The organism is Nonomuraea muscovyensis, assembly GCF_014207745.1.
Classification (GTDB): Bacteria; Actinomycetota; Actinomycetes; order Streptosporangiales; family Streptosporangiaceae; genus Nonomuraea; species Nonomuraea muscovyensis.
The window spans coordinates 1,336,036-1,361,778 of record NZ_JACHJB010000002.1 but is presented as its reverse complement, the minus strand read 5'-3'; the positions used below and the strand labels follow the sequence as shown (position 1 = coordinate 1,361,778).

Genomic DNA, 25,743 nt, shown 5'->3' with positions numbered 1-25,743 from the left:
ACATGGCGAGAGATGAGGCGGCCGATCCCGATCGCACGGTGGAGCTGCTGTGGCGGCGGCGCGCGGGCGAGGAGCCGAGGGCGGGGCTGAGCCTGGACCGGATCGTCCGGGCCGCCGTGGAGCTGGCCGACGCCGAGGGGCTGGCCGGGCTGTCCATGCGGAAGGTGGCCGACCGGCTCGGGTTCACCACCATGTCGCTCTACCGGCACGTTCCCGGCCGGGAGCAGCTCGTCGACCTGATGCGCGACGCGGTCCTGGGCGAGCCGGCGGCCGGCCCGCCTGTCACGCCGCCCGTCACGCCGCCCGTCACGCCGGGTGGGCCGGTGGAGGAGCCGGTGGAGGGTGGCTGGCGTGAGCGGCTGGAGGCCTGCGCGCGTCAGGGGTGGGAGCTGCGCAGGCGCCACCCGTGGCTGGCCGAGGTGCGCGGCTCCCGTCACGTGCCCGGCCCCAACGGCGTCGCCCACTACGAGCGCATGCTCGGCGCCGTGTCCGGCACCGGGCTGGCCCCGGCCGAGGTGGTCGCCGTGGTCGGCCTCGTCGCCCGCTTCGTCGACTCCGAGGCGTCGCTGCTGGTGGAGGCGGCCCGGACGGAGCGCAGCAGCGGGGTGAGCGAGGAGGAGTGGTGGGGCTCGCGCGAGGCGCTGTTCGACCGGCTGCACGAGTTCCCCACGATCACCGGCCTGTGGCAGGCGGGGGGTTACGACAGGCCGGAGGACCCGTTCGAGTTCGGCCTGGCGCGGCTGCTGGACGGCGTCGAGCTGCTCATCCAGCGGCGTTACGAAAAGCGTGACGAAACAGGGGCGTGTTTGGGGTGTGGCGCTCCCGTGGACCGGCCCCCGTCGGGGCGGCCCCGCGCCTACTGCTCACCTGCCTGCCGCCAGCGCGCCTACCGGCGGCGCAGGTCCGGCCCGGGAGGGGAGAGCCGGGAATGACGCCGCGCGGCGGCGGCGCACAAAGGGGCAGCGTGCCCGGCGCCGGCCGGGCACGCTGCGGAGGGAAGGCCTGACGGCCCGGGTCAGCCGGTGGTGAGGGTCAGCCCGTAGACGCCCAGGATCTCGTTGACCGGCTGGTGGTAGGTCGTACCGCCGATGCTGCAGTTGCCGGAGCCGCCGGAGGTCACACCCTGAGCCTGGCTGCCCGAGATGAACGAGCCGCCGGAGTCACCCGGCTGGGCGCAGGCGCTGGTGCGGGTCAGGCCGTAGACGCTGCCCTGCGGGTAGGTCACGGTGGCGTTGTGCTGCTGGATGAGGCCGCAGCGCCAGCCGGTGGTCGAGCCCGAACGGCAGATCGAGGCGCCCACGGAGGCCTGCTGGGAGCCGCGCACGGTCACCAGCGCGCCGCCGGAGCCGCGCACGTACGGCGTGGGGGTGTTGCCGGGAGCGGCGACCCAGGCGTAGTCGTTGCCCGGGAACGACGAACCCTGGAAGGTGCCCGTCGGGTTGGTCGTCCGGGAGCCGGCCCTGCCGCAGTGCCCGGCGGTGACGAAGCCGGGGGTGCTGCCGCGCGTCACCGAGAAGCCGACGCTGCACCGGCTGGAGCCGATGTAGTAGGCGCTGCCGCCGATGATGTTGATGAACGGCTCGGGCTTCTCGGCGCTCACCTGCACGCGGACGAGGTCGCGGTCGACGCCGGCCGCCGCCGCCAGGGCGTCACCGGCCTCCTGGGTGGGGGCGTTGATGACGACGCTGTTGGAGGCCACGTCGACGTACCACAGCGTCGCCCCGGTCTTGGCCCGCTCGGCGACCCGGTCGACCTGACCCTTGATCGCGTTCAGCTGGTCCAGCGAGCGGGAGACGACGACCGGCGAGGCGCCCTGCGCCTCGATGCCGGGGGTGGCCGCCGCGTCGGTGGTGGCGACCATCAGCTTGGAGGCGTCCTCGTTCAGCCACGCGCCGCCGTAGGAGGAACCGAGAGCGGTGCTGAGCCGCGACTCCGCGACCGCGGCGCGCTGCTCGTTGGCCAGCCGCTGGACGGCCTGCTGCTCGGAGATGCCGAGGTCGCGCTCGAGTGCGTCGATCATGCCGGGCGGCGCCGTGGCCTGGGGGGCGGGGTCGGCCGCGGCGGGGGCGAGGGGGGTGGCCAGACAGGCGGCCATGATGGTGGCGCCTACCAGACCCATGCGCTTACTCCACATGTGCACTCCTTTGTGGGGGGTGCTGTCAAGTTATCGGCTGGTATGGATCCGGCTAGATGTCAAAGGCCATCTATTACGGTGTTATGGACGCGGGGCTCGGGGCACGCGCCACGGCCCTAACCCGCTGACCTCGGAGTCGCCCGACGTCCGATCATCGTACGATCATCGGGCCACGATCCGGTGGACCTCGCGCATCAGCGTGGCGGCCCGCCCGGCCACCTCGCCGATCTCCCGCTCCGACGCCCCGATCCCGCCCAGCACCGCCTGTGCCCGGGCCGCGAACCCCTCCGGCGCCCCCGGCAGCCGCCCGGCCGAGGCGACCATCCCCTTCTCGTTGATCAGCCACCGGCCCGCATGCCCGTGCAACGCCTGGCAGGCCACGCCGACCGCACGGAACAGGCACCCGGCCGCGTACACGGGGTCCTCGCCGCTCGCCCCGTATCGCGCCAGCCCCACCGCGAAGTGCGCCTCCCACATCCCGGCCACCAGCGCCTCGCCGAGCGCCGGCGGGTACGCCAAGGTCGCCTCGCGCAGCGTGGTCACCTCCCCGCCGGGATCGGCGAGGACCCGGCACAGCGCCACCTCGCCGGCGTAGGCGTGGGAGTAGAACCCGAGCGGATGCCCGGCCTGCGTCCCCACCTCGTACCGGCCGGCCCGGCAGTCGTCCCACACCCGGTGGACCCGGTCGAGGTCGCGGTAGATCCAGTCGACGCGGTGCCCGCCGATCGTCAGCCAGCCGCCGCCGTTCACCCACGGGCCCCAGCCGCCGGGCTCGGTGATCTCGGGGGGCCTGTCCGCCACCTCAGCGGCCAGCGCCCGCAGCGCCGGCACGTCCGGCTCACCCCGGTAGTACAGGCCCAGGTCGTAGTCCGAGTCGGGGCGGTGGGTCCCCCGCGCCCTGCTCCCGCCGAGCACCACGGCCACCACCGAGGGCACCTCCACCAGCCGCCGGGCGAGCGCCCGCAGCGCCACGTCGTCCATGGGCCCGCATTCCAGCACACCCCGCCCGTCACCGCACACCCTTTCCACGCCCGCCCCCGCCCGGCAGGCCGTGTCCGGCGACGTGCCGCGTGAGCCGTCAGGGGGTGACGTACAGGTGGCAGGCGCGGGCGAGGAGGGGTGCGGTGGTGAAGTTGTCGTCGCACCACCGGTGCAGCAGGCCCGGTCCGGTCCCCCGGGGGGTGGCGCGGGGAGCCGGGCGCCCGGTGCCGGTGGGTAGGCCGCCCTCACCGGGGCGTCTGCCCCTGGCCTCGGGTCGTCGAACGCCCGCCCGCCCGCCTTCGGCGTCGGTCCCTCGGCTGTCGGGCCGTCGGGTGCCGGTTCCTCGGGCGTCGGTCCCTCGGGTGTCGGGCCGTCGGGTCGCCTGGCCCTCCCCGGTGGCGGGGGAGTGCCGTCTTCCGCCGGTGGGGGAGGGCTGCCGCGGGTCTCCCGCCCTCGGCGAGGGGCGCGGTGTGGTCTCCAGGCCCGTCGCCGCCTCGGGTCCGGCGTCCACGTTCCTGCCCGGCCCGGCGGCGCGGCCGGCCCTCGCCTCGCTGGCCCGACCGGCCGGGTGCCGCGTCCGCGTGCCCGCATCGTGCCCCGCCATGTGACGTGCGTGCCCACCGCTGCCAGGTCCGGCCGTGCGCCCGGCGGGTGCGTCCCCGGCCCGTCCGGTGTGCGTGTTGCCGGCTCGTCCCGGGCGGGCGTCGCCGGCTCGCCCGGCCGCGCGCCGCTCCTCGGCCTCCGGCGTGGCGCCCCGTACGGCTCGCGGGGCGGACGTCCCGCTCCCGGTGCGAAGGTCGGTGGCTCCGGAGCGCACGCCCCGGTCGCGTCCCGCGCGGTCATCGCCCCCCGGAGCACCGCCGGCGAGGTCATCGCCCCCCGGAGCACCGCCGGCGACGTCCCCGCCACCGCCGGGCACGCCCGCCGGGGAGGACGTCGCCGAGGAGCCGGCCGCGGCCACCCCGCCGCCCACCCCGCCGGAGTCCGCGTCGCCCGGCCGGTGCAGCCCCAGCCAGGCCCCCAGCAGCACCGCTGACCCGACGACCACCAGGACCGCCACCGTGGCGCGGTCCATCCCCGGTGGCGGGCCGGGCTCGTACACGGGGAACGGCGCGACCGGCACGGCCCGGCGGAACGCCGACGGCGGCCTGTCGTCACCCTGCTCATGATTCACCAGGTCAGCCATATCGCGCCCATTATGGGCGAGGGCGCGACGGAGGTCCCCGGCTTTGCCCCGCCTTGCCCTGCGCGAGTCGCGGCACCGCCGTCCGCCCGGATACCCGAGCCCGCGAGACGGAGACAGACGCAGGCACACGACCAGCCTTTGGTCGTCCGCCGGCCAAGTCGGCTCCGCCGCCGGGGCCCCGACTCTAGAGTCGGCCGGCATGACGTTGCTCCAGACACCGCAGGCGGGCCGGGTGCACGAGATCGACGCGCTGCGCGGGTTCGCGCTGGCCGGCATCCTCATCGCGAACATCGGCTACTTCGCCTCGCCCGGTCATCTCGTGGCGCGCTCGATGCCCGTCCCCGACGGGCCCGTGGCCCACGCCGTCACGGCCCTGGTGGCGACGAAGTTCTACATCCTGTTCTCGTTCCTGTTCGGCTACTCGTTCACGCTGCAGATGCGGGCCGCGGAACGCGCCGGGGCGAGCGTCCGGGCGCGGACCGTGCGGCGGTGTCTGGGGCTGTTCGCGCTCGGCCTCGCGCAGGGGCTGCTGGTGTGGGCGGGCGACATCCTCACGCTGTACGCCGTGCTCGGGCTGGTTCTGCTGGCGATGCGCGGCGTCCGCCCCCGCAGGGCCGTCACCGTCGCGGCGGTCGTCTTGGCCGCGCTGGCCCTGCTCTGGTGCGCGCTGGCCGCGCTGACCGCCCTCGCCCCGGCCGCCACGGGCCTCACCGCCGACGCCGCGGACCCCGCCGAGGCGGCCCGGGTGCTGGCTCTGGCCACCGGCGGCCCGCTCGACGTGCTGCGCATGCACCTGGAGTGCTACCCGCCGCTCGCCGCCTCGATCTGGCTCTTCCAGGGGCCCACGGCGCTGGCCATGTTCCTGCTCGGGCTGGCCGCGGGCAAGACACGGCTGCTGGAGGAGCCCGGCCGCTGGGCACACCTGCTCGGCCGCGTCCAGTGGGTGGGTTTCGGGATCGGCCTGCCCGGTGGTGTCCTGTTCGCCCTGACGAGCGGCTCCTCGGGTCCGGTCGAGCTGCTGGGACTGGCCGTGAACGGCCTCACCTCGCCGCTGCTCACCGCCGCCTACGTGGCCACGCTGCTGCGGGTCGTCCGGAGGTTCCCGGCGGCCGGACGCGCGCTCGCGCCGGCGGGCCGGACGGCCGCGTCCAACTACCTCGGGCAGTCCGTGCTCGCCTGCCTGGTCTTCACCGGGTACGGCCTGGCGCTCGCCGGGCGGCTGGAGCCGATCGCCGTCATGGGCGTCGCCGCGGCCGTCTACACGGTGCTGCTACTGCTCAGCGCGTGGTGGCTGCGCTCCCACCGGTACGGGCCCCTGGAGTACGGCCTGCGCCTGCTCACGAATCGGGGCTCGATAACTTGACCAAGCGCTCGCTTGAGAGGTATATCGAAGAGGGCGCACAGGTGGGCCGGCCGCGGACCCCCGCATCCTCCCGAGGGAGCACCATGAAGATCGACCTGCTCGAGGACACCTGGGAACGCGAGGTGCCGCACGACCAGTTCGCCTGGCTGCGCCGGAACGACCCCGTCCACTGGCACGAGGTCCCCGACGACACCGGCTTCTGGGCCGTCACCAGATACGACGACGTCAAGGCGATCAGCCGCGACACGCAGACCTGGTCCACCCAGCTCGGCACGGCCTTCATCCGCACCCAGACACCGGAGTTCATCGAGGTCGCCGGGCTCATGCTGCTCAACATGGACCCGCCCAAGCAAACCCGCTACCGGCGGCTGGTCAGCGCCGGCTTCACGCCCAGGACGATCGCCCGGCTCAAGGACAAGGTCAGGGAGCGCGCCGGGCGGATCGCCGACTCCGTCCTGGAGAAGGACGGCGAGGTCGAGTTCGTCACCGACGTCGCCGAGTACCTGCCGCTGCAGATGATCTGCGACCTCGTCGGCGTCCCCGAGGAGGACCACGCCAAGATCTTCGAATGGTCCAACCGCATGGTCGGCTTCCAGGACCCCGACTTCCGCACCACGTTCGAGGACGGCGAGGTCGCCGCCGCCGAGATCTTCGCCTACTGCGACGGGCTGGTGGACGAGCGGCGCGCGCACCCGCGCGACGACATCCTCACGGCCCTGGTGCAGGCGGAGATCGACGGCGACAGGCTCACCCGTGAGGAGATCGACGCCTTCTTCGTCATCCTGTGCGTCGCCGGCAACGAGACCACCCGAAACCTCATCGCGCACGCCATGCACGCGCTCATCGCCCACCCGGACAGCTACCGCGAACTCGCCGCCGGCCCCGACGACGAGGACCTGTGGCGCACCGCCACCGAGGAGTTCCTGCGCTGGGGCTCGTCGATCCACAACTTCCGGCGCACCGCGACGCGCGACACCGAACTGCGCGGCCGGCGGATCGCCGAGGGGGAGAAGGTGGTGACGTTCTACATGTCCGCCAACCGGGACGAGGACGTCTTCCCCGACCCGTACACCTTCGACATCCACCGCACCCCGAACGACCACGTGACCTTCGGCGGCGGGGGACCGCACTTCTGCCTGGGCGCCAACCTGGCCCGGCTGCAGATCTCCTGCATGATCAGGGAACTGCTGCGCCGCTTCTCCGCCGCCGAGCACACGGGTCCCGTACGCAGGATGCGCTCGGACTTCATCAACGGCATCAAGCACATGCCGCTGCGCTTCACCCCGAGAAGCTGACGACGCCGGAAAACCGGTGGATCGACGCCGGGTTCGCGGTCAGACTGCCCGGGTGACTGGAGACCGACTGGTACTGGCGGCGGGCACGGGCGAGAGCGCCGCGGTCAGGCGGCTGCTCGACCGGGGCGTGTCCGCCGACGCTCCGGACGCGTACGGCAGCACGGCCCTCTACCGGGCCGCCGTGCACGGTGACGCCGCGATCGTGCGGATGCTGCTCGCCGCCGGAGCCGACCCCGACCGGGAGAGCGGCGGCGACAGCGAGGGGCTGCCGTTGTGCGCCGCCGCCTGCTGGGGGCACGCCGAGGCGGTCGGCGCGCTGCTGGACGCCGGCGCCGATCCCGACCGCCGCGAGGACGGCGAGGGGAGTGCCATGACCGCGCTGCACTGGGCGGCGGCGAACGGGCACCTGGCCGTGGTGACGGCCCTCCTCGAACGGGGCGCGACCCCCGACCCGCCCGCCCCCGGCCGCACGCCCCTCGCGCACGCCGCCGAGAAGGGCCTGCCCGCCGTGGTCAGGGCCCTGCTGGGCCACGGCGCCGACCCCACCGCGGCCGACGACCGTGGCCTGCGCCCCGCCGACCTCGCCCGGCGTCACGTGGGACACGACGTCGAGGCCGGGCTGCGCGACCAGGCCGCCGCGTACGCGCCACCGGGAGCGCGGGTGAGGCTCCGCCGGGAGCGGGGAGAGGGCGGCGACGAGAGGGTGGTGGCCGAGGTCCGCGACGCGGACGGGGATCCGCGTTCGGAACACTGGCTCGGCACCGGTCACGCCGAGGTCGTCCGCCTCCTGGAGGAGGCCACGCGGACGCCGTGAGTGGCCCTCTGCTCGGCCGCCGGGGCCTCCGTGGTCCGGGGCTACGTGGTCTGGTCCTCCGTAGTCCGGGGGTCCGGGGGCTACATGGTCTGGTCCTCCGTGGTCCGGTCCGCCGCGCCCGTGCGCTCGGCGGCCGTGCCCGTGCGGTCGCGGTGGGTGAACATGTCGATCAGCACCCGCACCGGCACGTTCGCCTCGGTCGGGTGCCGGAAGCCCTGACCCGCGTCGATCGTGTAGTGGTTGCGCCGCCCCACCCGCACCGGGTCGAGGTAGCCGGCCTCCTTGAGGTCGGTGACGATGCCCTGCGCGGCGCGCTCCGTGATGCCGATCACGGCCGCGATGTCGCGCACGCGCACCTGCGGGTCACGAGCGATCTCCAGCAGCACGCGGGCATGGTTGGTGAGAAAGGTCCAGCGCGGCCGGTCATCAGTGCTCTTGCCCATGTCGCTCACTCCCAGGTGGGCCCGCAGCCGGGGTCCGGATTCCGCCGGGACGATCCACGGAAGATTTTATAGCGAAAAATCTTTCCTGTATTCTCTTGCACGCCTAACCTTAGGGGCTACACCACCCACCGCCAAGATGAGTGATCGCAAGCGCGAAGGACGATCGCATGTGCACAGCTGTTCACCTCATCGCCGTCACGTCCGCCCGCTGCCCGTCCACCGTGCGGTGAGTCGCGGTGGGCCGCGCTTCTGAGCTCGACCAGCGCCTCGACCAGCGGCGCCGGGCCGCGGCCGGCGCCGACGCATCCGACCGGGTGCTCCACACCGACGGCCTGCTGAGCGTCGTCTTCGACGGCACGCCCGGCCGGGCGGTGGTCCGGCTCGCCGGAGAGCTCGACACCACCAACCGCGGGGCGGTGGAGCGCGCGCTGCGCGAGGCCCACCGGCTCGACGCCGCGCTGGCCCTCGACCTCGAACGGCTGTCGTTCGTCGACGTCGCCGGGGCGCGGGCCCTGCTCGGCTTCGTCCACGAGACCTCGGCGCCGGTGCGCCACGTCCCCGGCCGGCTCCGCCGGCTGCTGGAGGTGCTCGGCCTCACCTTCTGACCCGCCGCGCCTCCGGGGGCGGCGCGCTGCCCCCGTCGAGGCGGGGCCGCGTCAGACGGGTGTCAGGTGCCGGGCCGGCCGTCGCCGGGCGGGGCGAGGGAGATCCAGACGGCCGTCGCGTCGTCGTGCGGCTTGCCGTGGCCGGGGGTGCCGTGCGCCGACTCGGCCTCGCGCACCTCCGCCAGCAGCCGCGCCGGCCCGTGCGCGGCAGCCGCCGCCATCAGCGCCTCCCAGCTCCGGCCGTACCATTCGACCAGCCGCGTCACCCCGTCGGTGAACATGCCGACCGCCCGTACCCCCGCCGCCGGCACCGACCCGGTCAACGCCTCGAACGCCGCGCCGGGGTCGGCCCCGGCCACCCAGAAGCCGCCCCGCCGGTTGCGCTGCGACGCGACCAGGTCGAGCGAGTACGGGCGGCCCCCGGGCAGGTGGCCGATGCGGTCGTCGTCGACGACGTCCAGAGTGCCGTCCGTGTGGAGCACGCCGACGGGGGAGTCGCACAGCACGAGGTACTCCAGATGCTCACCGGCACGGCGCACGATCGCGACGGTGGACGACGGCGAGTGCGGGTTGCCCAGGTCGCACGTGCCCCCGTGGGCGTCCTTCGTCACCGTGATCGCCCGGGACAGCGCCTCCGGCAGCGGGTCGCCCGCCTCCACCGGCTCGACCAGTGCTCGGGCCAGCGTCCGCACCAGCCACGGCACGCCGTGCTCGCACCCCGACTCCACGCCGCGCGGCGCCGTCGCCCCGTCGAGCACCGCGACCCACGCCGGACCGGCGATCACGTAGTCCTCGTTGACGCCGCCGGGAGCAGGGGCGGTGGCGTACGCGACGTGCAGCAATCGCTCTCCTCGCAGGCGTCGGCCGGGTCAGGCGGGCTGGTCCCAGATGCTCGCCGTGGGCACCCGATCGCCCAAGGTGCCGTCGAGGGCGGCCACCGCGTTGTCCAGGTCGTCGGTGGCGATGACGACCTTGACCCCGCCGAAGGCCGTGTAGGCGAGGTCGATGTTGACGTTCGCCTCGGCGAGCTGCCGCGTCAGCTCGCCCAGCGTGCCGGGACGGTCGTCGATGTCGACCACCAGCACCTGGCGTTCGTCGGCGATCCCCATCCCCGCGCCCTCGAGCGCCTGCCGGCACCGGGCCACGGCGTCGTCGTCGAGGAGCAGGTGGACCACGCCCTTGCCGTCGCCGGTGAAGGCCGCCAGGCCCCCGATGTTCACGCCGGCCTGGCCGGTGACCTGCCCCAGTCGGGCCAGCTCTCCCGGCTCGTCGTTGAGGATGACTGCCAGATCCGTGGACATCGTCCTCCAATCCTCTCACCAGCAAGGACATAGGACAATGCGCAGGTCGGTCCATGTCCGGGGCGGCATCGTCGGAGGAATCGGTGCGGAGGTCTTAAGTCCCTAGCAAAGGTGCGGAACGCCTCTCGGTGTCCCCGCCGGGACGGGGAACCATGGCCGTATGAAGGATCGACGCATCGTCGTGGGCGTGGACGGCACGCCGGGCTGCGAGGACGCCCTGCTGTGGGCGGCCGGTGAGGCGGAGCGGGCCGGGGCGCGGCTCGTCGTCGCGCACGCATGGGACGCCGGCGAGCGTCACGCCCCGTACGCGCCGCACGCCTGGCCCGACGACCTGCGATACCGGCGTTCCCGGGCCACCGCCGTCCTCGACCGGGCGGTCGCGCTCGCCCGCGAGGCCCGCCCCGGCCTCGGCGTCGAGCGGCGGCTCGTCGCGGGTCGCGCGGAGGCTGCGCTCACGCGGGTCGCGCGGGGAGCAGCGCTGCTGGTGCTGGGATCGGCCGCGCACCACGCCGGCGACGGCAGGCTCGGCGTGGTGGTGCTGTCGTGCCTGCGCTGGCCGCCGTGCCCGGTGACCGTCGTGCCCTGCCGCTCCGTCCCGGCGGCCCACGGCGGCGCGCCCAGCGGGCGGTTGCTCGAGTACGCGGGCGCCGGAGATCCCGAAACACCGTGACCGGGCGGTCCGGGACGCGGGGCCCGGTAGCCGTCGCCGGGGTGATGGCGCTGCTGCTGTCGGCGTGCGCCGGTGGCGGCACCACGGCCGGGCTCTCCCGGGTCGCCCCGGTGACGAGCCCCGGGGCGAGCCTGCCGGCGGAGCCGCCCGCGCAGCCGCCGCCCTCGCTCACCCGGGCCCGCGTCGACGCCGCCGTGGCCCGGCTCGACGGCGTGGTCCGTGACACGCTGGCCAGGACCGGTGTGCCCGGCATGTCGGTCGCCGTCGTGTACCGCGACCGGGTCGCCTACCTCAAGGGGTTCGGGGTGCGCCGGGTGGGCAGCCCCGGCGTCGTCGGCCCGGACACGCTCTTCCAGCTCGCCTCCCTGTCCAAGCCGCTGGCCGCCACCGTGGTCGCCGCCGTCGCCGGGCAGGGGACCGTCTCATGGGACGACCCGGTGGTGGAACACGACCCGCGGTTCGCGCTGGCCGACCCGTGGGTGACGCGCCACGCGACCCTGGCCGACCTGTTCGCCCACCGCAGTGGCCTGCCCGACCATGCCGGCGACCTGCTGGAGGATCTCGGCTACCGCCGCGGCTACATTCTGCGCCACCTGCGCGACGAGCCGCTGGCCCCGTTCCGCGCGACGTACGCGTACACCAACTTCGGCTTCACCGCGGCGGCGGTCGCGGTGGCCAGGGCGCGCGGGACGACCTGGGCGGACCTGTCGGCGCGGACCCTGTACGAGCCGCTCGGCATGACCGCCACCACCTCCCGCTTCGCCGCGTACGAGCGGGCGCCCGACAGGGCCGTGACGCACGTCCGGGTGGACGGCCGCTGGGAGGCCGGGCCGGTGCGCGACCCGCAGGCCCAGTCACCGGCGGGCGGGGCCGCCTCGACCGCCCGCGACCTCGCGGCGTGGATGCGCCTGCAGCTCGGCGGCGGGACGTTCAAGGGCAGGCGCGTCGTCGGCCAGGCGCAGCTCGGGCGGACGCACCTGCCGCACATCGTCTCGGCGCCCCCGCGGGCCCCGAACGGCCGGGCCGGCTTCTACGGGCTCGGCTGGAACGTGGACTACGACGAGCTGGGCCGGCTGCGGCTCGGCCACTCCGGCGCCTTCGAGCTGGGCGCGGCCACGGCGGTGACCCTGCTGCCGTCCGAAAGGCTCGGCATCGTGGCGCTCACCAACGGCCGGCCGGTCGGCGCGCCGGAGACCGTGGCGGCGACGTTCCTCGACATCGCGCAGCACGGCAGGCCGACGGTCGACTGGCCGGCCTTCCTCGGCAAGGTCTTCGCGGGGCTGGAGGAGGCCGGCCGGTCGAGGACCGACTACACCCGCCCGCCCGCGGACGCCGCGCCGGCCAGGCCGGCGGCCGCCTACGTGGGGACCTACGGCAACGACTACTACGGCCCGCTCACCGTCATGCGCGAGAGCGGCGGGCTGGTGATGCGGCTCGGCCCGCAGGGGGTGCGCCGCTTCCCGCTGCGCCACTACACCGGCGACACGTTCGCCTACGAGACGGGGGGCGAGAACGCCTCCGGCCTGTCCGGTGTCCGCTTCACGGCCGGGCCGGGCGGAGCGATCACGCAGGTCACCGTGGAGAGCCTCGACCGCGACGGCCTCGGCGCCTTCACCCGCCGCTGACTCACCCGCCGCCCGAGGTCGGCCAGCGCCGCCACACCAGGGTGCGGTAGCTGGCGTACCCGGTGTCCTCCCCCATCCAGTAGGGCGAGCTGCCGCTCAGCGCCAGCAACGGGGACAGCCACGGGCCCACCCGGTGCGCGACCATGACCGCCAGGTCCGGGTCCTCGATCTCGGCGTGCACCTGGGTCCCGCTGATGAGCTGCTCACGGGTCAGCACCTGGTAGTCGTCCAGCATCTGCTCGTAGCGCGGATCGGGGGAGACCTTCATCCGGTCCACGTCGCCCAGCGGCACGGTGCCCGCCGCCGCGATGCCCAGGCCCAGGTCGTCCGCCGCCGCGATCATCGTGCGGCGCAGGCCGGTCAGGTCACGCGCCAGCTCCTCCAGCGTGGGGAACGGCCTGCTGTTGGCCTCCACGGCCGAGCGCAGCAACTCCTGGGTGAACCGGTCCTTCGGCAGCCGGTCCAGCAGGTCGCCGGAGCGGGACACGAGGTGCCGCGTGCCGGCGTCGACGATGTGGAACTCCTCCTCCACTCCGACCGCGATGGTGCCCGTGGGATTCGTCATGGGGGCCGCTCCGGGGGTTGTTCCGTTCAAGGGTGAACGACAACTCCCCTGGAAACGGGTGCACGAACCCGTTACGCGGCCGGGATCGGCTCCTTGACGTGCGTACCCGGCACGTGCAGGTGCTCGTCGAGCCCGGCGGCGGACAGCAGGCGGTCCACCGCCGACGACCGGCGGATCAGGCTCACCGTCCCGCCCTTGTCCTCCATCGCCTGCCGCACGGCCACCAGGACGCGCAGCCCGGAGCAGTCGATGAACGACACGTCGCCCAGGTCCAGCTCCAGAGACGAGACGGCCGGATGCTCGACGGCGTTGTCCAAGGCGCTTGCGAAGGCTTCGGCGGTGGCGATGTCGATCTCGCCCTGGAGGCGCACCCTGGTGTGCCCCGCCATGGTCTCGACGGTGACGGTCAGCGGCTCCATCGCATCCTCCCAGCCTGGATCGACAGCGCTGCATTGTTCGCGAATGCGGCGATAGCAGGCAGGCCACCACATCTCCCGCTTAGCTGTCGCCCCCGCCTGCGTAAAATCTCCGTCTCGCGGTCGCCGCGGGGCCGGAGCACAAAAGCTCCTCATCACAACATTTACTTCGGCAAGAGCCTCAAACGCACCCAGATCAGTACCGTCATGAGCGAGGGTCCGACCCATCGTCTTCAAGGAGATTTCGCCATGACCTACCAAGCTCGGCAGCAGCACATCACCGGCTGGGTCGGCTGGGTCTGGTTCGCGGGCATCATGTTGATCCTGTCGGGCCTGTTCAACGCCGTCTCCGGTCTGTACGGCATCTTCTACCGCGCTGTGTACGTCCAGGCGGCCGGGAGCCTGCTGGTGTTCGACGTGACCGGGTGGGGATGGATCCATCTCCTGCTGGGCCTGGTGCTCATCGCCACGGGCATCGCGGTCAGCATCGGCCAGACGTGGGCGCGCGTGGTCGCCGTCGTCCTCGTCATGCTCAACGCGCTCACGCAGCTCATCTGGATCTCGGTCAACCCGTGGTGGTCGCTCGCCGTCATCGCGGTGGACGTGCTCGTCCTGTACGCGCTGATCGTGCACGGCCGGGAGGCCAAGGAGCTCAGCGGCTGAGCCCTGCGTCGCCGCGCGGGCCGGAGCCCCCCGCGACCCGGCCCGCCCGGCCGCCGCAGGTCACCCGCCGCAGGGGGTGTCCAGGGCGGCGACGAGTTCGCCGTCGCGTACGCGGACGGACGTGCCGAGCGCGGCGCCGGCGGCGGTGAAGCGGTCGCGCACCCGCCGCCAGTCGTCGCCGCGGGCCAGCCGGGTACGGGTGTAGTCCAGCTTGAGCGGCAGGGCGCGCAGCTCCACCGGGCCGGCGGGCGACAGGGTGACCAGCCACAGCAGCCCGAGGTCGTTGCGGGCGAGCGGGTCCACGGCGTAGTCGTCGATGAAGTCGCCCAGGTCGAACAGCACCCGCGGGGCCACGCCGTGGAAGGTGTGCGCCGAGTGCCCCGCCACCAGCGTGGCCCCGGCCCCGACGAGCGCGCCGGCGGCCCGGCGGACGTACGCAAGGGGCTCGGTGACCATGTTGGGCCCCCAGTGCGGGGTCACCAGCACCGCCTCACCCCGCCCGCGCAGCGCCGCCACCGTCGCGGTCACCCAGGACGGCACGCCGCCGGCCAGGTCGGCGTAGGCGATCCCGGGCCGGCGCGGCGTGGCGGCGAAGTCGCGGGGATGGTCGCTGAAGGCCACGACGCCCACGCGCGTCCCGCGCACGTCCAGGCAGGCCGGCCGCCGGGCCGCGGCCAGGTCCTCGCCCGCGCCCACGCAACCGATGCCCGCCCGGGCCAGGTGGCCGAGGGTGTCGAGCAGCGCCTCGAAGCCGTAGTCGAGGGCGTGGTTGTTGGCCAGGGTCACGCAGCCCACGCCGAGCTCGGCCAGCAGACCGGCTGCCTGCGGCGGCGCCCTGAAGTGGAACGGCTTGACCGGCGCCCGCCAGGGGGTGCCGCGCGAGGAGACGCAGCACTCCAGGTTCAGCAGGAAGAGATCGGCCTCGGCCAGCGGTTCGCGCACCTCGCCGGCGAAGAAGTCTTCCGCGCGGGGACGGCCGGTCAGGCGCTCTGCCACGCCGCGGCCGAGCATCGTGTCGCCGGCCAGGGCCAGGGTGATGGTCATCGGGGTCACCTCCCCTCCGCCTCCCCCTGCTGCCCTACCCCGCCGGCGGCGGCGAACCGCCCGCCGCGTGGTGTCCGGAAGATGATGTTTGCCGGGACGCCCCGGCCCGGCTATGGTTGACGACGTGACTGCCGGGTCGGCCATGGGCCAAGAGCGAGTGGGGCACCCGGCCGCGCCGTGACCTCAGGGCGGGCCCGCGGCCCGCCTTCGCGTGCGGCAGACATCTTCACCTCCGCCCCTCCTGGGGCGTTCCTCCCGCGGACCTTTTCCGCGTTCGTGACGAGCCCGTCCCCCCTGCCGGCCGGCATGCTCCGGCCCGGCCACGTCCGGCTCGTCCACCTCCTTCCTTTCCGCGCCCCGGCGCCCCTGCGGGCCCGTGGTCGCTTCGCCCTGCCCGAGTACGGCTTCGCGGGCATCCTGAACCGGAGAACACGACACCCCATGCCGCTAGATTTCAACCAGCAGATCATCGAGGAGTTCCGCGCCAACGGCGGGCGGGTCGGCGGCCCGTTCGAAGGAGCACGGCTGATCCTGCTGACGACCACCGGGGCCCGATCCGGAGCCCCGCACACGACCCCGCTCGGCTACCTGCCCGACGGCGGCGAGCGCATCATCGTCATCGGCTCGGCCGGCGGCTCGCCGAAGCACCCCGACTGGTACCACAACGTGCTCGCCCACCCCCGGGTGACGGTCGAGAACGGCGTGTTCACCTACGAGGCGGAGGCCACCGTCCTAGACGGCGCCGAACGCGACAGCATCTTCGCCCGCGCCGTCGAGAACGACCCCGGCTGGGCCGAGTACCAGGCCAAAACGGACCGCGTCATCCCGGTCGTGGCGCTGACGGAGGTGCCCGTCGCCGGGCCGCCGAACATCAACGCCCCGTCGTTCGGCGCGGCGCTGAAGGCCGTCCACGACGCCTTCCGGCGCGAGCTGGCCCTGGTGCGCAAGGAGATCGCCACCGCCGGGCCCGGCCTCGGAGCCCAGCTCCGGATCAACTGCCTGACCGTCTGCCAGGGGCTGCACCACCACCACGTCCACGAGGACCAGGGGATGTTCCCCGCCCTCGCCCGGCAGCACCCCTCGCTCGCACCCACCCTGGAACGGCTCGGGGAGGAGCACCGCAGGGTGGCCGCCCTCCTGGAGGAGCTGCAGACCGTCATCTCGGGCGACGATCCCGACCACCTCCGGGTGGCGGCCGAGGTCGAACGGCTCAGCGACGAGCTGGAACGGCACCTGGCGTACGAGGAGGAACAGCTCATCCCCATCCTCGACGGCACGGCTTCCTGACCCGCCCCCTCGTGCCCCGTGCCGCCGGACCGGCGGCACGGGGCAGGCCGATGGCGAGCAGGACGGTGGAGAGCAGGGCGGGTGGCGGGTCAGGCGTCGAGGAGCGACAGGTCGAGGCCGGCCAGGCGACCCGGGTCGGAGAGGATGTCGATCGCGGCGATCCGGCCGTCCGCGACGGTGAAACTGAGCACCGACATCGGCTGCCCGTCCGCCGCGCTGACGAACCCCGCCATCCCGTTGACCAGCGCCGGGTGCACCGCGTAGGCGGTGGCGAACCGGTGGAAGGTGTCCAGCATCCCCGCCACCGCCGCCACGCCGTTCACCCTGACCAGCCCGGCGCCGACGGCGCCACGGTCGGCGCGCAGCACGACGTCGGGGTCGAGGATCGCCACCAGCGCGTGAAAGTCGCCGTCACGCGCCGCGGCGAGGAACGCGTCGACGGCCTGCCGCTGCCGGGCCAGGTCGGGGTCGGGCGCGGGGGCCGCGCCGCGCACGCGGGTGCGGGCGCGGCTGGCCATCTTCCTGGCCGCCGCCGGAGTGCGGCCCACGATCGGCGCGATCTCCTCGAACGGCACGCCGAACATGTCGTGCAACACGAACGCCAGCCGCTCGGCCGGGGCCAGCGACTCCAGCACCACGAGCAGCGCCAGCCCGACGGAGTCGGCGATCAGCGCCTGCTGCTCGGGGTCGGCCCCGTCAGCGGGGGACACGACCGGGTCGGGCAGGTGCTCCTCGAACGACCCCTCCCGCCGCGAGGTGCGGGAACGCAGCATGTCCAGGCACACCCGGCCGACCACCGTGGTCAGCCAGCCGCCCAGGTTCGTCACGTCGCTCGTGTCGGTCCGGCTCAGCCGCAGCCAGGCCTCCTGCACGGCGTCGTCGGCCTCGGCCAGCGACCCGAGCATCCGGTAGGCCACCGCCTTCAGGTGGCTCCGGTGCGCCTCGAACCGGTCGGCCAGGTAGTCGCTGTCGTTCACGCTCGTGTTCCTCTCACGGGGTCGTCAGTGTTCTGACGCGCCGAAGGGGGACGATGTGACCGCCTTCGGGGCGCGGCGGTGGGACTCCGGCCGGGGCGGTGTCACACGGCGGTGGGCCGCGCCGGGGCGCCCAGCCGTTTGTAGTAGAAGCTGCAGTCCTTCAGCGAGCCGGCCGGGTCGGCGGCGTAGCCGGGCACGACGCCGTACCTGGCCCAGCCGGCGGCGGGGTAGAGGCGGTCGGCCGTGCTGCCGGTCTCGGTGTCCAGCAGCAGGAGGGTGACGCCGGCCTCGGCGGCCGCCCACTCGGCGGTGCCGAGCAGGGCGCGGCCCAGGCCGTGCCCGCGGGCGCCGGGGTGGACCATCAGCTTGACGATCTCGGCGCGGTGGCCGCCGTTGGGTTTGCGCTCCAGCGCCAAACCGATGACGCCCACGATGCCGGTGGGGCCGGTGACGCCCTGGGAGGCGCGCGCGACCCACAGGCGCAGGCCGCCGTCGGCCACGGCCGGCTCCTGGGCGCGCCACCAGGCGGCCGCCTCGGCACGGCCGAAGGGCAGCACGAAGCCGAGGGAGGCGCCGCCGGCGACGACGTCGGCGAGCAGACCGGCCAGGCCCGTCACGTCGTCGCGGAAGTCGCCGGCGGCCAGGCGGGTGATCGGGTGGTGCACGGTCGTTCCTTCGTACGGGGGACGGTCAGGGGAGGACGATCACGAGGGCGTAGCGGGCAGGCCCCGGCCCCGGGTTGTGGAAGCGGGAGCGGCCCCACAGCCGGAACCGCAGGCAGTCTCCCGTCTTGATCCGGTGGGTGCCGCCACCCGCGCTGACCTCCAGGGTGCCGTCGAGTACCCAGATGTGCTGTTCGAGCCCGGCGACCGGTGGCTCGTCGTAGGAGATGTCGGCGCCCGGCCGCAGCGTGCCCTCGACCAGCTCGCCCCGCGAACCCGGGTGGGGCGGCGACACCGAGCGGCGGGTGAAGCCGGAGGCCTCGTCACGCCACACCGTCTGCCGGTCGGCCCGGACGAGCTGCGGAAAGTCGGCCTCGGCCTCGGCCAGCAGCTGCGACATCGTCCGGCCGTAGGCCGAGCACAGCTTGCCGAGCATGGCCGCGGTCGGGCTGATCTCGGCCCGCTCCAGCCGCGACAGCGTCGAGCGGCTGACGCCGGTGCGCGCCGCCAGCTCCTCCAGCGACCAGCCGTGCTCGGCGCGCAGGTGCGCGAGCCGTCCGGCCAGGCGCGCCTCGACCGGATCGACCTCGGTCTTTCCCATATATGGGAGCATATCCCGGACGAGAGACGTGCCGCCACCCTTCGACGGTAACGCGAACGTCGCGGGACTAGGTTCGGCCGTATGGCACTCTCCTCGCAAACCGGACGCCGCGACAGGCGGCTCGCCCTGGTCGCGGCAGGCGTCACCGTCGTGCTGTGGGCCTCCGCCTTCGTCTCCATCCGCAGCGCCGGGACGGCGTACTCGCCCGGCGCGCTGGCGCTCGGGCGGCTGCTCGCCGGCACCCTGGTGCTGGGCGCGATCAGCCTGGTCCGCCGCGAGGGGTGGCCGCCGCGCGCCGCGTGGCCGGGGATCGTCTGGTCGGGCGTGCTGTGGTTCGGCCTGTACATGGTGGCGCTCAACTGGGCGGAGCGGGAGGTGGACGCGGGCACGGCGGCCATGGTCGTCAACGTCGGACCGATCCTCATCGCGTTGTTCGCCGGCAGGCTGCTGGGCGAGGGGCTGCCGCGGCCGCTGCTCGCCGGCATGGTGGTGTCGTTCGCCGGTGCCGCCGTGGTGGGCCTGTCGATGTCCGGCGCCTCGACGTCCGGGACGGGCCAGGCGTCCGTGCTCGGCGTGCTGCTCTGCCTGCTGGCCGCCGCCGCGTACGCCGCCGGGGTCGTCGCGCAGAAGCCCGCCCTGCGGCACGCCGGCGCCCTGCAAGTGACGACGTTCGGCTGCCTCATCGGGGCCGTCGCCTGCCTGCCGTTCGCCGGCGTCCTGGTGTCGGAGGCCGCGCGGGCGCCGCTCGCCGCGACGGCCAACATGATCTACCTGGGCGTGTTCCCGACCGCCCTGGCATTCACCACCTGGGCCTACGCGCTGGCCCGGACGACAGCCGGACGGATGGGAGCCACCACCTACGTGGTGCCCGCGCTGGTGGTGCTGATGTCGTGGCTGGCGCTGGGCGAGGTGCCGGGCCTGCTCGCCCTGGCCGGCGGCGCGCTCTGCCTGGCGGGCGTGGCCGTCTCGCGCCGCCGCCCGCCCGCCCCCCGCCCGGCCTGACCGCGCCGCGCCGCCCGTCCTCCCACCTCGGCCGGGTCGTCGATGCCGGCGGTCAGCTCGTCCTGGAACCGAGCAAACCTCGTCGATAACCCTCGCCGACGGCGGCGGCGCGGTCGCGGACGCCGAGTTTGTCGTAGATGTGCAGCAGGTGGGTCTTGATGCTGGCCTCGCTGATGAAGAGTTTGACCGCCGCCTGGCGATTGGAGGCGCCGTCGGCAACCAGGGCGAGAACTTGGAGTTCGCGGTCGGTAAGGGCAGCCTTCACCGGTCGGCGGACCTGGCCCATCAGACGGCCGGCAACGGAAGGGGACAGAACCGGCTCGCCCGCGGCGGCGGCGCGGACGGCGCGCAGGAGTTCGTCGGTGGGGGCGTCTTTGAGGAGGTAGCCGGTGGCGCCGGCTTCGATGGCGGGCAGGACGTCGGAGTCGCCGTCGAAGGTGGTCAGGACGAGGGTCTTGATGCGGGGGTGGGAGTGGCGCAGGGCGGTGATGGCGCTGACGCCGTCCATTTCGGGCATGCGCAGGTCCATGAGGACGACGTCGACGTCAAGGGCGGCGGCGCGTTCGATGCCTTCGCGGCCGTTGGCGGCTTCGCCGGCGACCTCGATGTCGGGTTCGGCTTCGAAGGCGGCGCGCAGGCCATCGCGGACGATGGGGTGGTCGTCCACGATGAGGAGGCGGATCATCGCTGGTCTCCTTGGAGCGCGGGGACGGTGGCGCTGACGGCGGTGCCCTCGCCGGGCGTGCTCTCGATTTCGAGGGAGCCGCCGACGCCGCGTACGCGTTGTCTCATGCTGCTGAGTCCGAATCCTTCGCCGTTGGGGTGGTGGATGCCGGTGCCGTTGTCGCGCACGTCGAGGAGGACGACGGGGCCGGTGTAGGAGAGGGTGAGGCCGGCGCGGGTGGCGCCCGCGTGTTTGGCGACGTTGGTGAGGGCTTCCTGGGCGACGCGGAAGAGGGTGACCTCGATGGCGGGGCTGAGGGGGACGCGGTCGCCGGTCACTTCGACGTGGAGGTCGACACCGGTGCTCTGGGACCAGCCGCGGGCCAGGGTGGTCATGGCTTCGGGGAGGTGGGCGTCCTCGAGCTGGTGGGGCTGGAGGGCCGAGACGGAGCGGCGGGCTTCGGTGAGGCTGTCCTGGGCGAGGTTGAGCGCGAGTTCGAGGTGGGTGCCGGAATCCTTGACACGTTGCGCGGCGCGTAGCTGGGTGATGATGCCGGTGAGGCCCTGGGCGAGAGTGTCATGGATCTCGCGTGCCATGCGCTGGCGTTCGTCGAGGATGCCGGCCTGGTGGGCCTGGGTGAGGAGCTGGGCGTGGAGGCCGGCGTTCTCCTCCAGGGCGGTCTGAAGGTCGCTGACTGCTTTCCGGTATTTGCGCTGCCGCTCCTCGATCTTGATGCCTGCGATGGAGCCACCGCCGATGGCGATGGTCTGCACGGCGATGATCGCCAGGTAGAAGGCGATGAGCTGGATGGTGGCCTGGCCCCAGTCGAGCGTCGATCCGTAGAGGACGAAGGAGGTGGCGGCGACGGCGGCAAAGGTCCACTTGGAGGGAGCGAAGTTGGTGGCGAGGAAGAAGCCGGAGATGCAGTAGATGACGAATATGGGGTCGTGCAAGGCCAGCAGCGCGGCGGTGGCCAGGACGCCGACGAAGTGAATGGTGACGGCGACTCTCCGCAGGCGCACGGCGGCGGGGAGGAGGGTGCGTGTGCCGACAATCCAGGCGAGGGCCAGAGCGGTGAGCCCGAGGATACGGGGGATCCCGCCTGCGGGCTGGTCGGGTGAGGCCAGGCTGATGACGAGGGAAACGGCGAGGGTGACGTAGGGGACGATCTCGACGACGTTCTCGAAGCGTCGTTCCCAAGTGGAGAGCGGGAAGGGGTCGTTCATCCGGGGCGTGCCTCTCCTCTCGGGTACGGACGGGTTTCAGCTGGTAGTGGCCGATGACGATGAGCTTAGGCGCATGGGGATCAGGATGGCGTAGCCGTACATGAGCAGCCCTAGGGCGATCATGAAGGTGATGGTGGGCCATTGCCAGATCGGCGGGAGATGAAGGGCGAGGAACCATACGGGGCCCTCGACGCCGAAGATCTTCATGGCCATGGGCGCGAGCCCCTGGGGGAACAGAGGAAGCCAGGCGATGAGGTAGCAGATCGTGACGCCGATGCGGTGCTGGATGGGGAGGTCCGCGGTGGTGGGCTTGTCGGCCTCGGGTGCCGGGCCGTGCTTCATGAGGTTGAGCAGATCGATCCCGTGGCTCTCGAGCCTGCGGTAGGCGATCTTGCCGAATCCCCAGATGCTGAGGGCGCCGGTCAGCAGACCAACGGCGATGCCGGCCAACGGGTGAAGGAGGATGACGCCCGCCGCGGGAAGAGCGGTTGCGGGGACCGCGACGAGCACGAGCCAGGCGAGGCCGGTTTCAGCGGTTTCGTCGGCGCCGGTGCTGAGCGGGTTGCCGCCGCGCTTGTGCGGGTCGGTGCCGGGGACCAGCGAGATGACGCCGAGCAGGACGATGACCCCGGCGCCGCCGCCGAGGAGGGCGGGGAGCAGGCCGAGTACCCACGGCCAGGCCCAGGTCTGGCCGCTGACGACGGTGCCGGCCAGGGAGAGGACCACTGCGGCCGGGCCGACGGTGAGGAGCCAGGCCAACTGACGTCCGCGGACGTCGGCGCGTTCCGCACCGGGGGTCATGAGGGTGAGCCAGAGGGCCGTCCCGTCGGCGCCGTAGAGGTTGGCCGAGGTCGCGGCGGCCATCACGATCGCGATGAGTCCCGTGAAGGGGACCATGATCCAGGCATCGATGGTGACGAGCAGGAGGGGGGTGACGATGGCGTAGGAGAAGGCGGTGGCGAGGAACTGGATGCGGACGAGGTCGCGCCACCAGGCGCGCAGTTCCTTGGCGGCGACGATGCGGGCGCCGCTGGTGGTGGGGAAGGGGCGGGGCGTGCCGCGGCGGGGCGGCACACCACCGCGTGCGGCCGAGACGACGCGCCGCGACAACAGGCCGGCCCAGGCGGCCAGGAGGAGGGCGATCACTCCGGCGTTGGCGACGAGGATGGCGAGGGCGAGGGGCCAGGGGGCTTCGACGGCGGCCACGCCCCATCCGGACGGCAGGACGCGGACCAGGACCTGGGACCAGGCGGTGGTGTCGGTGCCGCCCAGAGCTGCGACGGGTGCCCAGCCGTTGCTGCACAGGGCGATGGCGGTGCCGGTTACGATGCCGACGGCGGCCGCGGTGGCGCGGGATCTGACGAACAGGCCGATGAGCGCCACGATGACGCGGGAGATCATCACCATGGTGATGAGCGTGGTGACGGCTGCTGCCAGGCCGATGAGCACTCCGGCCGGGCCGAAGCGCCAGCCGTACACGGGCAGGGACAGCAGGGCGATGAGATTGACCGCGGGTGCGGGGCCCGCGAAGGCTCCGGCGAGCAGTGCCGCCGCGATCCGGCCTGGCGTGGCCGGGAGCATGGAGAAGTATTCGGGGCGCAGGGCCTCGCTGCCGCCCCCGATGAAGATGGGGCCGAAGATCCAGCCGGAGAGCCACACGGCCAGGGTGAGGGGCAGGTAGGCGGGCCACAGGACGGCGACGGCGATCGTTGCGAGGGCCAGGATCAGCCCGAGCGATACGCCGGTGTAGAGGTTGGAGGCGTTGTCGCCGCGCAGGGAGTTGCGCATGAGTGCCAGCCGCATGCGGATCATGTGCTGTGCCAGGGCGGCCGGGCCGGGGGTCAGGAGGTGAGCCATGCCAGCCCCTCCGTTCCGCCGGCACGGGCGCCGACGAGGTCGACGAAGGCGTCCTCCAGGGTTCCGGCGCCGCGTACGTCGGCCAGCCGCCCGGCGGCTACGACGCGGCCGCCGGAGATGACGCCCACGTGGTCGCAGAGCTGCTCGACGAGGGCCATGACATGGCTGGAGATGATCACGGAGCCGCCGTTGCCTGCGAACCTGCGCAGAATGGTCCTGATCGTGGCTGCGGAGACGGGGTCGACGGCCTCGAAGGGCTCGTCCAGGACGAGCAGGCGGGGTGCGTGCAGGAGGGCGACGGCCAGACCGATCTTCTTGCGCATGCCGGTGGAGTATTCGATGACCAGGGTCCGCTCGGCGGAGTCGAGTTCGAGGATCTGGAGGAGTTCGTCGGTGCGCTCGGCGACGACGGCGGGCTGCAGACCGCGCAGCAGGCCGAGGTGGGTGAGGACCTCTCGGCCGGTGAGCCGTTCCGGCATGGCGTTGCCGTCGGGTAGTACGCCGATCAGTCCCTTGGCCTGGACGGTGTCACGCCAGACGTCGACGCCGAAGATCTCGGCGCTGCCGGCGTCGGGGCGGAGCAGGCCGACGGCCATGGCCAGGGTGGTGGTCTTGCCGGCCCCGTTGGGGCCGACCAGGCCGTAGAAGGATCCGGCGGGGACGGTGAGGTGGATGTCGTCGACGGCCAGGTGGTCGCCGAAGGCTTTGCGGAGGCCGGTGGTGCGGAGGGCGGGCTCCCGGTGTGTTGGCATGCCTTGAGAATCGCGTGGGGGCGGGGGTGGCGGATCCTCCGGCCGGAGAGCGGGATGGTGGATTCCGGCATCAACCGATCGGTTGATGCCGGAGGGGGCGGCTGGTCCGTGTTGCGGGTCACAGTGTCACTGTCCACCAGCACATGTTCGGCTGCCTCGACCAGACTCTGAACAGGCGCAGCTCCGTAAGATCGCCTCCCGGATCCCCGCCGATGCCATCGAGCGCATCGCCGCCGAGGTCGAGAAGAACGGCCACCCATATCGAGAACGCTGAGTGGCGGTAACTCCGCCCGCGACGGCTCACTAACGCCGCTGGCCGTTCGGTTGTTGCTCCTGGCCGCCGCCGCGGTCCTCCGCGCCTGGGCGAAGAGGCGCCCAGCCGCATTCGGGACCGACGCCCTGACTCCCTACAGTTGATCACGTGGTGAACCACTCAATCCCGGCATCCACCGCCCGTGATGGCATGCTCGACACCCCCGGCCGGGTCCCGGCCCCTGATCTGGCCCGCGGCTTCATGCTGCTGGCCATAGCCTTCGCGCACGCGCCGCTGTTCGTGCTCACCCTTGACCGCGGAGATCCCGTGGCCAACGACGTGATCAACGTGTTCCACAACTTCTTCGTCAACAACCACGCGCGCCCGATGTTCGCGTTCCTGTTCGGCTACTCACTGGTTCAGCTGCTGAACCGGCGGATGGAACGCGGCGGCGACTGGGTGAGGACTCGCACGTTGCTACGCCGCCGAGGATGGTGGCTCGTCGCGATCGGTTTCGTCCACATGGCGGTGCTCGCCCCCATCGACATCCTGGCCGCGTACGGGCTCAGCGCCGTCCTGCTCGTCGGCCTGCTGCGCGCCAAGGACGCGACTTTGCTGTGGACGGCGGGAATCGGCCTGGTCCCGGCGACGGCCCTGGCCGGCTTCGCCACGTGGTATCCGATGGCGCACGACAGCTCGCCCTACGGTGCGGGAAGCATCGCCGCCGGGGCCGACGGTCCCTGGGCGTTGCTCGCCGAGCGCCTCCAGGTCTGGCCCTTCGCCCTGATCACCGGAGTCCTCATGGTTATTCCCGGTGTGCTCGTCGGCGTGTGGGCGGCGCGGCGGCGGCTGCTGGACGAGCCGGTCCGCCACCGCGGATACTTGCGCAACGCCGCGATCGTCACTCTTTCGCTGTCCGTCCTTGGCGCACTCCCCGCCGGCCTGGTGCAGCTGGGGGTGTGGGCCGAGGCGTCGGCGGGCGCTCTGTGGTTCGCGGCGCTCGCACAGCCGCTCACCGGATACGCGGGCGGGATCGGCATGGCCGCCGTCATCGGGCTGATCGCGATCCCGGCCGGCCGGGGGCCGAACCGTTTCGCCACCGTCGTCCAGGCGCTCGGCCAGCGCTCGATGAGCCTCTATCTCTTTCAGTCCGTGGTGTTCGTCCTGGTCTTCTACCCGTACGGGCTTGCGTTGCAGGACGACCTCGGGTTGGCCGGCGCCACGGGGGTGGCCGCGGCCACCTGGGTGGTATCCGTCGCTCTCGCCGAGCTCATGCGCCGAGCCGGCTACCGGGGGCCTGCGGAGATCCTGCTGCGCCGCCTCGCCTACCGATGAGCCGCGCCAATGCTCTCACCTG

At 73.1% G+C, this 25,743-nt stretch carries 27 protein-coding genes; 11 read left to right on the top strand and 16 right to left on the bottom strand.

Annotation, left to right across the window (positions count from 1 at the left end; all coding sequences use genetic code 11):
• Positions 1-2 precede the first annotated feature (2 nt).
• Positions 3-932 (top strand): TetR/AcrR family transcriptional regulator, encoded by a 930-nt coding sequence (locus FHU36_RS23065; protein WP_185085986.1) that lies wholly within the window; start codon positions 3-5, stop codon positions 930-932.
• 83 nt (positions 933-1,015) lie between these two features.
• Here the strand turns inward: FHU36_RS23065 and FHU36_RS23060 are convergent, their stop codons facing one another.
• The 3 genes from FHU36_RS23060 to FHU36_RS23050 all read right to left on the bottom strand — a co-directional run bounded on the left by FHU36_RS23060 (position 1,016) and on the right by FHU36_RS23050 (position 4,301).
• Complete coding sequence (locus FHU36_RS23060; protein WP_185085985.1) at positions 1,016-2,134, bottom strand: S1 family peptidase; 1,119 nt, start codon at positions 2,132-2,134, stop codon at positions 1,016-1,018.
• Positions 2,135-2,296: 162 nt separating this feature from the next.
• Positions 2,297-3,115, bottom strand: a complete 819-nt coding sequence (locus tag FHU36_RS23055) for a nucleotidyltransferase domain-containing protein (RefSeq protein ID WP_185085984.1) — start codon at positions 3,113-3,115, stop codon at positions 2,297-2,299.
• A gap of 97 nt (positions 3,116-3,212) precedes the next feature.
• Positions 3,213-4,301: a hypothetical protein gene (locus tag FHU36_RS23050; RefSeq protein ID WP_185085983.1), complete on the bottom strand. Its 1,089-nt coding sequence runs from the start codon at positions 4,299-4,301 to the stop codon at positions 3,213-3,215.
• A gap of 199 nt (positions 4,302-4,500) precedes the next feature.
• Here FHU36_RS23050 and FHU36_RS23045 point away from each other — a divergent pair, with 199 nt between their 5' ends.
• The 3 genes from FHU36_RS23045 (at position 4,501) to FHU36_RS43680 (ending at position 7,773) form a co-directional block, all read left to right on the top strand.
• Positions 4,501-5,664 (top strand): DUF418 domain-containing protein, encoded by a 1,164-nt coding sequence (locus FHU36_RS23045; RefSeq protein ID WP_185085982.1) that lies wholly within the window; start codon positions 4,501-4,503, stop codon positions 5,662-5,664.
• An 83-nt stretch (positions 5,665-5,747) separates the two neighbouring features.
• Positions 5,748-6,959 carry a cytochrome P450 gene (locus FHU36_RS23040; protein ID WP_185085981.1) on the top strand — a complete coding sequence of 404 codons (1,212 nt, stop codon included), beginning with the start codon at positions 5,748-5,750 and terminating at the stop codon, positions 6,957-6,959.
• Positions 6,960-7,011: 52 nt separating this feature from the next.
• On the top strand, positions 7,012-7,773 hold the full coding sequence (locus FHU36_RS43680) for an ankyrin repeat domain-containing protein (protein WP_221496537.1): 762 nt from the start codon (positions 7,012-7,014) through the stop codon (positions 7,771-7,773).
• Between the two features lie 80 nt (positions 7,774-7,853).
• Here the strand turns inward: FHU36_RS43680 and FHU36_RS23030 are convergent, their stop codons facing one another.
• Positions 7,854-8,216, bottom strand: coding sequence for a helix-turn-helix transcriptional regulator (locus FHU36_RS23030; RefSeq protein ID WP_185085980.1), 363 nt, complete (start codon positions 8,214-8,216; stop codon positions 7,854-7,856).
• Between the two features lie 236 nt (positions 8,217-8,452).
• On the opposite strand from FHU36_RS23030, the gene FHU36_RS23025 reads away from it, so the two are divergent.
• Positions 8,453-8,821, top strand: a complete 369-nt coding sequence (locus FHU36_RS23025; protein WP_185085979.1) for an STAS domain-containing protein — start codon at positions 8,453-8,455, stop codon at positions 8,819-8,821.
• A 62-nt stretch (positions 8,822-8,883) separates the two neighbouring features.
• Here FHU36_RS23025 and FHU36_RS23020 read toward each other — a convergent pair whose 3' ends face one another.
• Together FHU36_RS23020 and FHU36_RS23015 are read right to left on the bottom strand one after the other, a co-directional pair.
• Positions 8,884-9,663 carry a protein phosphatase 2C domain-containing protein gene (locus FHU36_RS23020; RefSeq protein WP_246502541.1) on the bottom strand — a complete coding sequence of 260 codons (780 nt, stop codon included), beginning with the start codon at positions 9,661-9,663 and terminating at the stop codon, positions 8,884-8,886.
• A gap of 27 nt (positions 9,664-9,690) precedes the next feature.
• Positions 9,691-10,122 (bottom strand): amino acid-binding protein, encoded by a 432-nt coding sequence (locus FHU36_RS23015; protein WP_185085978.1) that lies wholly within the window; start codon positions 10,120-10,122, stop codon positions 9,691-9,693.
• A gap of 160 nt (positions 10,123-10,282) precedes the next feature.
• On the opposite strand from FHU36_RS23015, the gene FHU36_RS23010 reads away from it, so the two are divergent.
• Both FHU36_RS23010 and FHU36_RS23005 read left to right on the top strand, forming a co-directional pair.
• Positions 10,283-10,792 carry a universal stress protein gene (locus FHU36_RS23010; RefSeq protein ID WP_185085977.1) on the top strand — a complete coding sequence of 170 codons (510 nt, stop codon included), beginning with the start codon at positions 10,283-10,285 and terminating at the stop codon, positions 10,790-10,792.
• Positions 10,789-12,417, top strand: a complete 1,629-nt coding sequence (locus FHU36_RS23005) for a serine hydrolase (RefSeq protein ID WP_312891751.1) — start codon at positions 10,789-10,791, stop codon at positions 12,415-12,417. Before FHU36_RS23010 ends, FHU36_RS23005 begins: the two co-directional genes overlap by 4 nt.
• Position 12,418: 1 nt before the next feature.
• Here FHU36_RS23005 and FHU36_RS23000 read toward each other — a convergent pair whose 3' ends face one another.
• Together FHU36_RS23000 and FHU36_RS22995 are read right to left on the bottom strand one after the other, a co-directional pair.
• Entirely contained in the window at positions 12,419-12,982 is a 564-nt protein-coding gene (locus FHU36_RS23000) for a carboxylate-amine ligase (RefSeq protein ID WP_185085976.1), read from the bottom strand.
• A 71-nt stretch (positions 12,983-13,053) separates the two neighbouring features.
• Positions 13,054-13,401, bottom strand: coding sequence for an STAS domain-containing protein (locus tag FHU36_RS22995; protein WP_185085975.1), 348 nt, complete (start codon positions 13,399-13,401; stop codon positions 13,054-13,056).
• A 246-nt stretch (positions 13,402-13,647) separates the two neighbouring features.
• Here FHU36_RS22995 and FHU36_RS22990 point away from each other — a divergent pair, with 246 nt between their 5' ends.
• Positions 13,648-14,061: a DUF7144 family membrane protein gene (locus FHU36_RS22990; RefSeq protein WP_185085974.1), complete on the top strand. Its 414-nt coding sequence runs from the start codon at positions 13,648-13,650 to the stop codon at positions 14,059-14,061.
• Between the two features lie 60 nt (positions 14,062-14,121).
• On the opposite strand, the gene FHU36_RS22985 is transcribed toward FHU36_RS22990, so the two are convergent.
• Positions 14,122-15,105: a CapA family protein gene (locus tag FHU36_RS22985; RefSeq protein ID WP_185085973.1), complete on the bottom strand. Its 984-nt coding sequence runs from the start codon at positions 15,103-15,105 to the stop codon at positions 14,122-14,124.
• Between the two features lie 276 nt (positions 15,106-15,381).
• Here FHU36_RS22985 and FHU36_RS22980 point away from each other — a divergent pair, with 276 nt between their 5' ends.
• The gene (locus FHU36_RS22980; protein WP_312891750.1) at positions 15,382-16,392 is read left to right on the top strand and encodes a nitroreductase/quinone reductase family protein; all 1,011 of its coding nucleotides are present in this window, start codon (positions 15,382-15,384) and stop codon (positions 16,390-16,392) included.
• A gap of 89 nt (positions 16,393-16,481) precedes the next feature.
• On the opposite strand, the gene sigJ is transcribed toward FHU36_RS22980, so the two are convergent.
• The 3 genes from sigJ to FHU36_RS22965 form a co-directional block, all read right to left on the bottom strand.
• A complete protein-coding gene (gene sigJ / locus FHU36_RS22975) occupies positions 16,482-17,369 on the bottom strand; it encodes an RNA polymerase sigma factor SigJ (protein WP_185085972.1) in 888 nt (295 codons plus the stop codon).
• Between the two features lie 101 nt (positions 17,370-17,470).
• Complete coding sequence (locus tag FHU36_RS22970; protein WP_185085971.1) at positions 17,471-18,034, bottom strand: GNAT family N-acetyltransferase; 564 nt, start codon at positions 18,032-18,034, stop codon at positions 17,471-17,473.
• Between the two features lie 25 nt (positions 18,035-18,059).
• A complete protein-coding gene (locus FHU36_RS22965; RefSeq protein ID WP_185085970.1) occupies positions 18,060-18,632 on the bottom strand; it encodes a helix-turn-helix domain-containing protein in 573 nt (190 codons plus the stop codon).
• 81 nt (positions 18,633-18,713) lie between these two features.
• On the opposite strand from FHU36_RS22965, the gene FHU36_RS22960 reads away from it, so the two are divergent.
• Positions 18,714-19,634 carry a DMT family transporter gene (locus FHU36_RS22960; protein WP_185085969.1) on the top strand — a complete coding sequence of 307 codons (921 nt, stop codon included), beginning with the start codon at positions 18,714-18,716 and terminating at the stop codon, positions 19,632-19,634.
• A gap of 52 nt (positions 19,635-19,686) precedes the next feature.
• Here FHU36_RS22960 and FHU36_RS22955 read toward each other — a convergent pair whose 3' ends face one another.
• The 4 genes from FHU36_RS22955 to FHU36_RS22940 are packed head-to-tail and all read right to left on the bottom strand — an operon-like array spanning position 19,687 to position 24,133.
• Positions 19,687-20,319 carry a response regulator gene (locus FHU36_RS22955; RefSeq protein ID WP_185085968.1) on the bottom strand — a complete coding sequence of 211 codons (633 nt, stop codon included), beginning with the start codon at positions 20,317-20,319 and terminating at the stop codon, positions 19,687-19,689.
• Positions 20,316-21,524: a sensor histidine kinase gene (locus FHU36_RS22950; RefSeq protein WP_185085967.1), complete on the bottom strand. Its 1,209-nt coding sequence runs from the start codon at positions 21,522-21,524 to the stop codon at positions 20,316-20,318. Before FHU36_RS22950 ends, FHU36_RS22955 begins: the two co-directional genes overlap by 4 nt.
• Positions 21,525-21,560: 36 nt before the next feature.
• On the bottom strand, positions 21,561-23,381 hold the full coding sequence (locus FHU36_RS22945; protein ID WP_185085966.1) for a hypothetical protein: 1,821 nt from the start codon (positions 23,379-23,381) through the stop codon (positions 21,561-21,563).
• Positions 23,366-24,133, bottom strand: a complete 768-nt coding sequence (locus tag FHU36_RS22940; RefSeq protein ID WP_185085965.1) for an ABC transporter ATP-binding protein — start codon at positions 24,131-24,133, stop codon at positions 23,366-23,368. Before FHU36_RS22940 ends, FHU36_RS22945 begins: the two co-directional genes overlap by 16 nt.
• A 421-nt stretch (positions 24,134-24,554) precedes the next feature.
• Here FHU36_RS22940 and FHU36_RS22935 point away from each other — a divergent pair, with 421 nt between their 5' ends.
• Positions 24,555-25,721: a DUF418 domain-containing protein gene (locus FHU36_RS22935; protein ID WP_312891749.1), complete on the top strand. Its 1,167-nt coding sequence runs from the start codon at positions 24,555-24,557 to the stop codon at positions 25,719-25,721.
• Positions 25,722-25,743 lie beyond the last annotated feature (22 nt).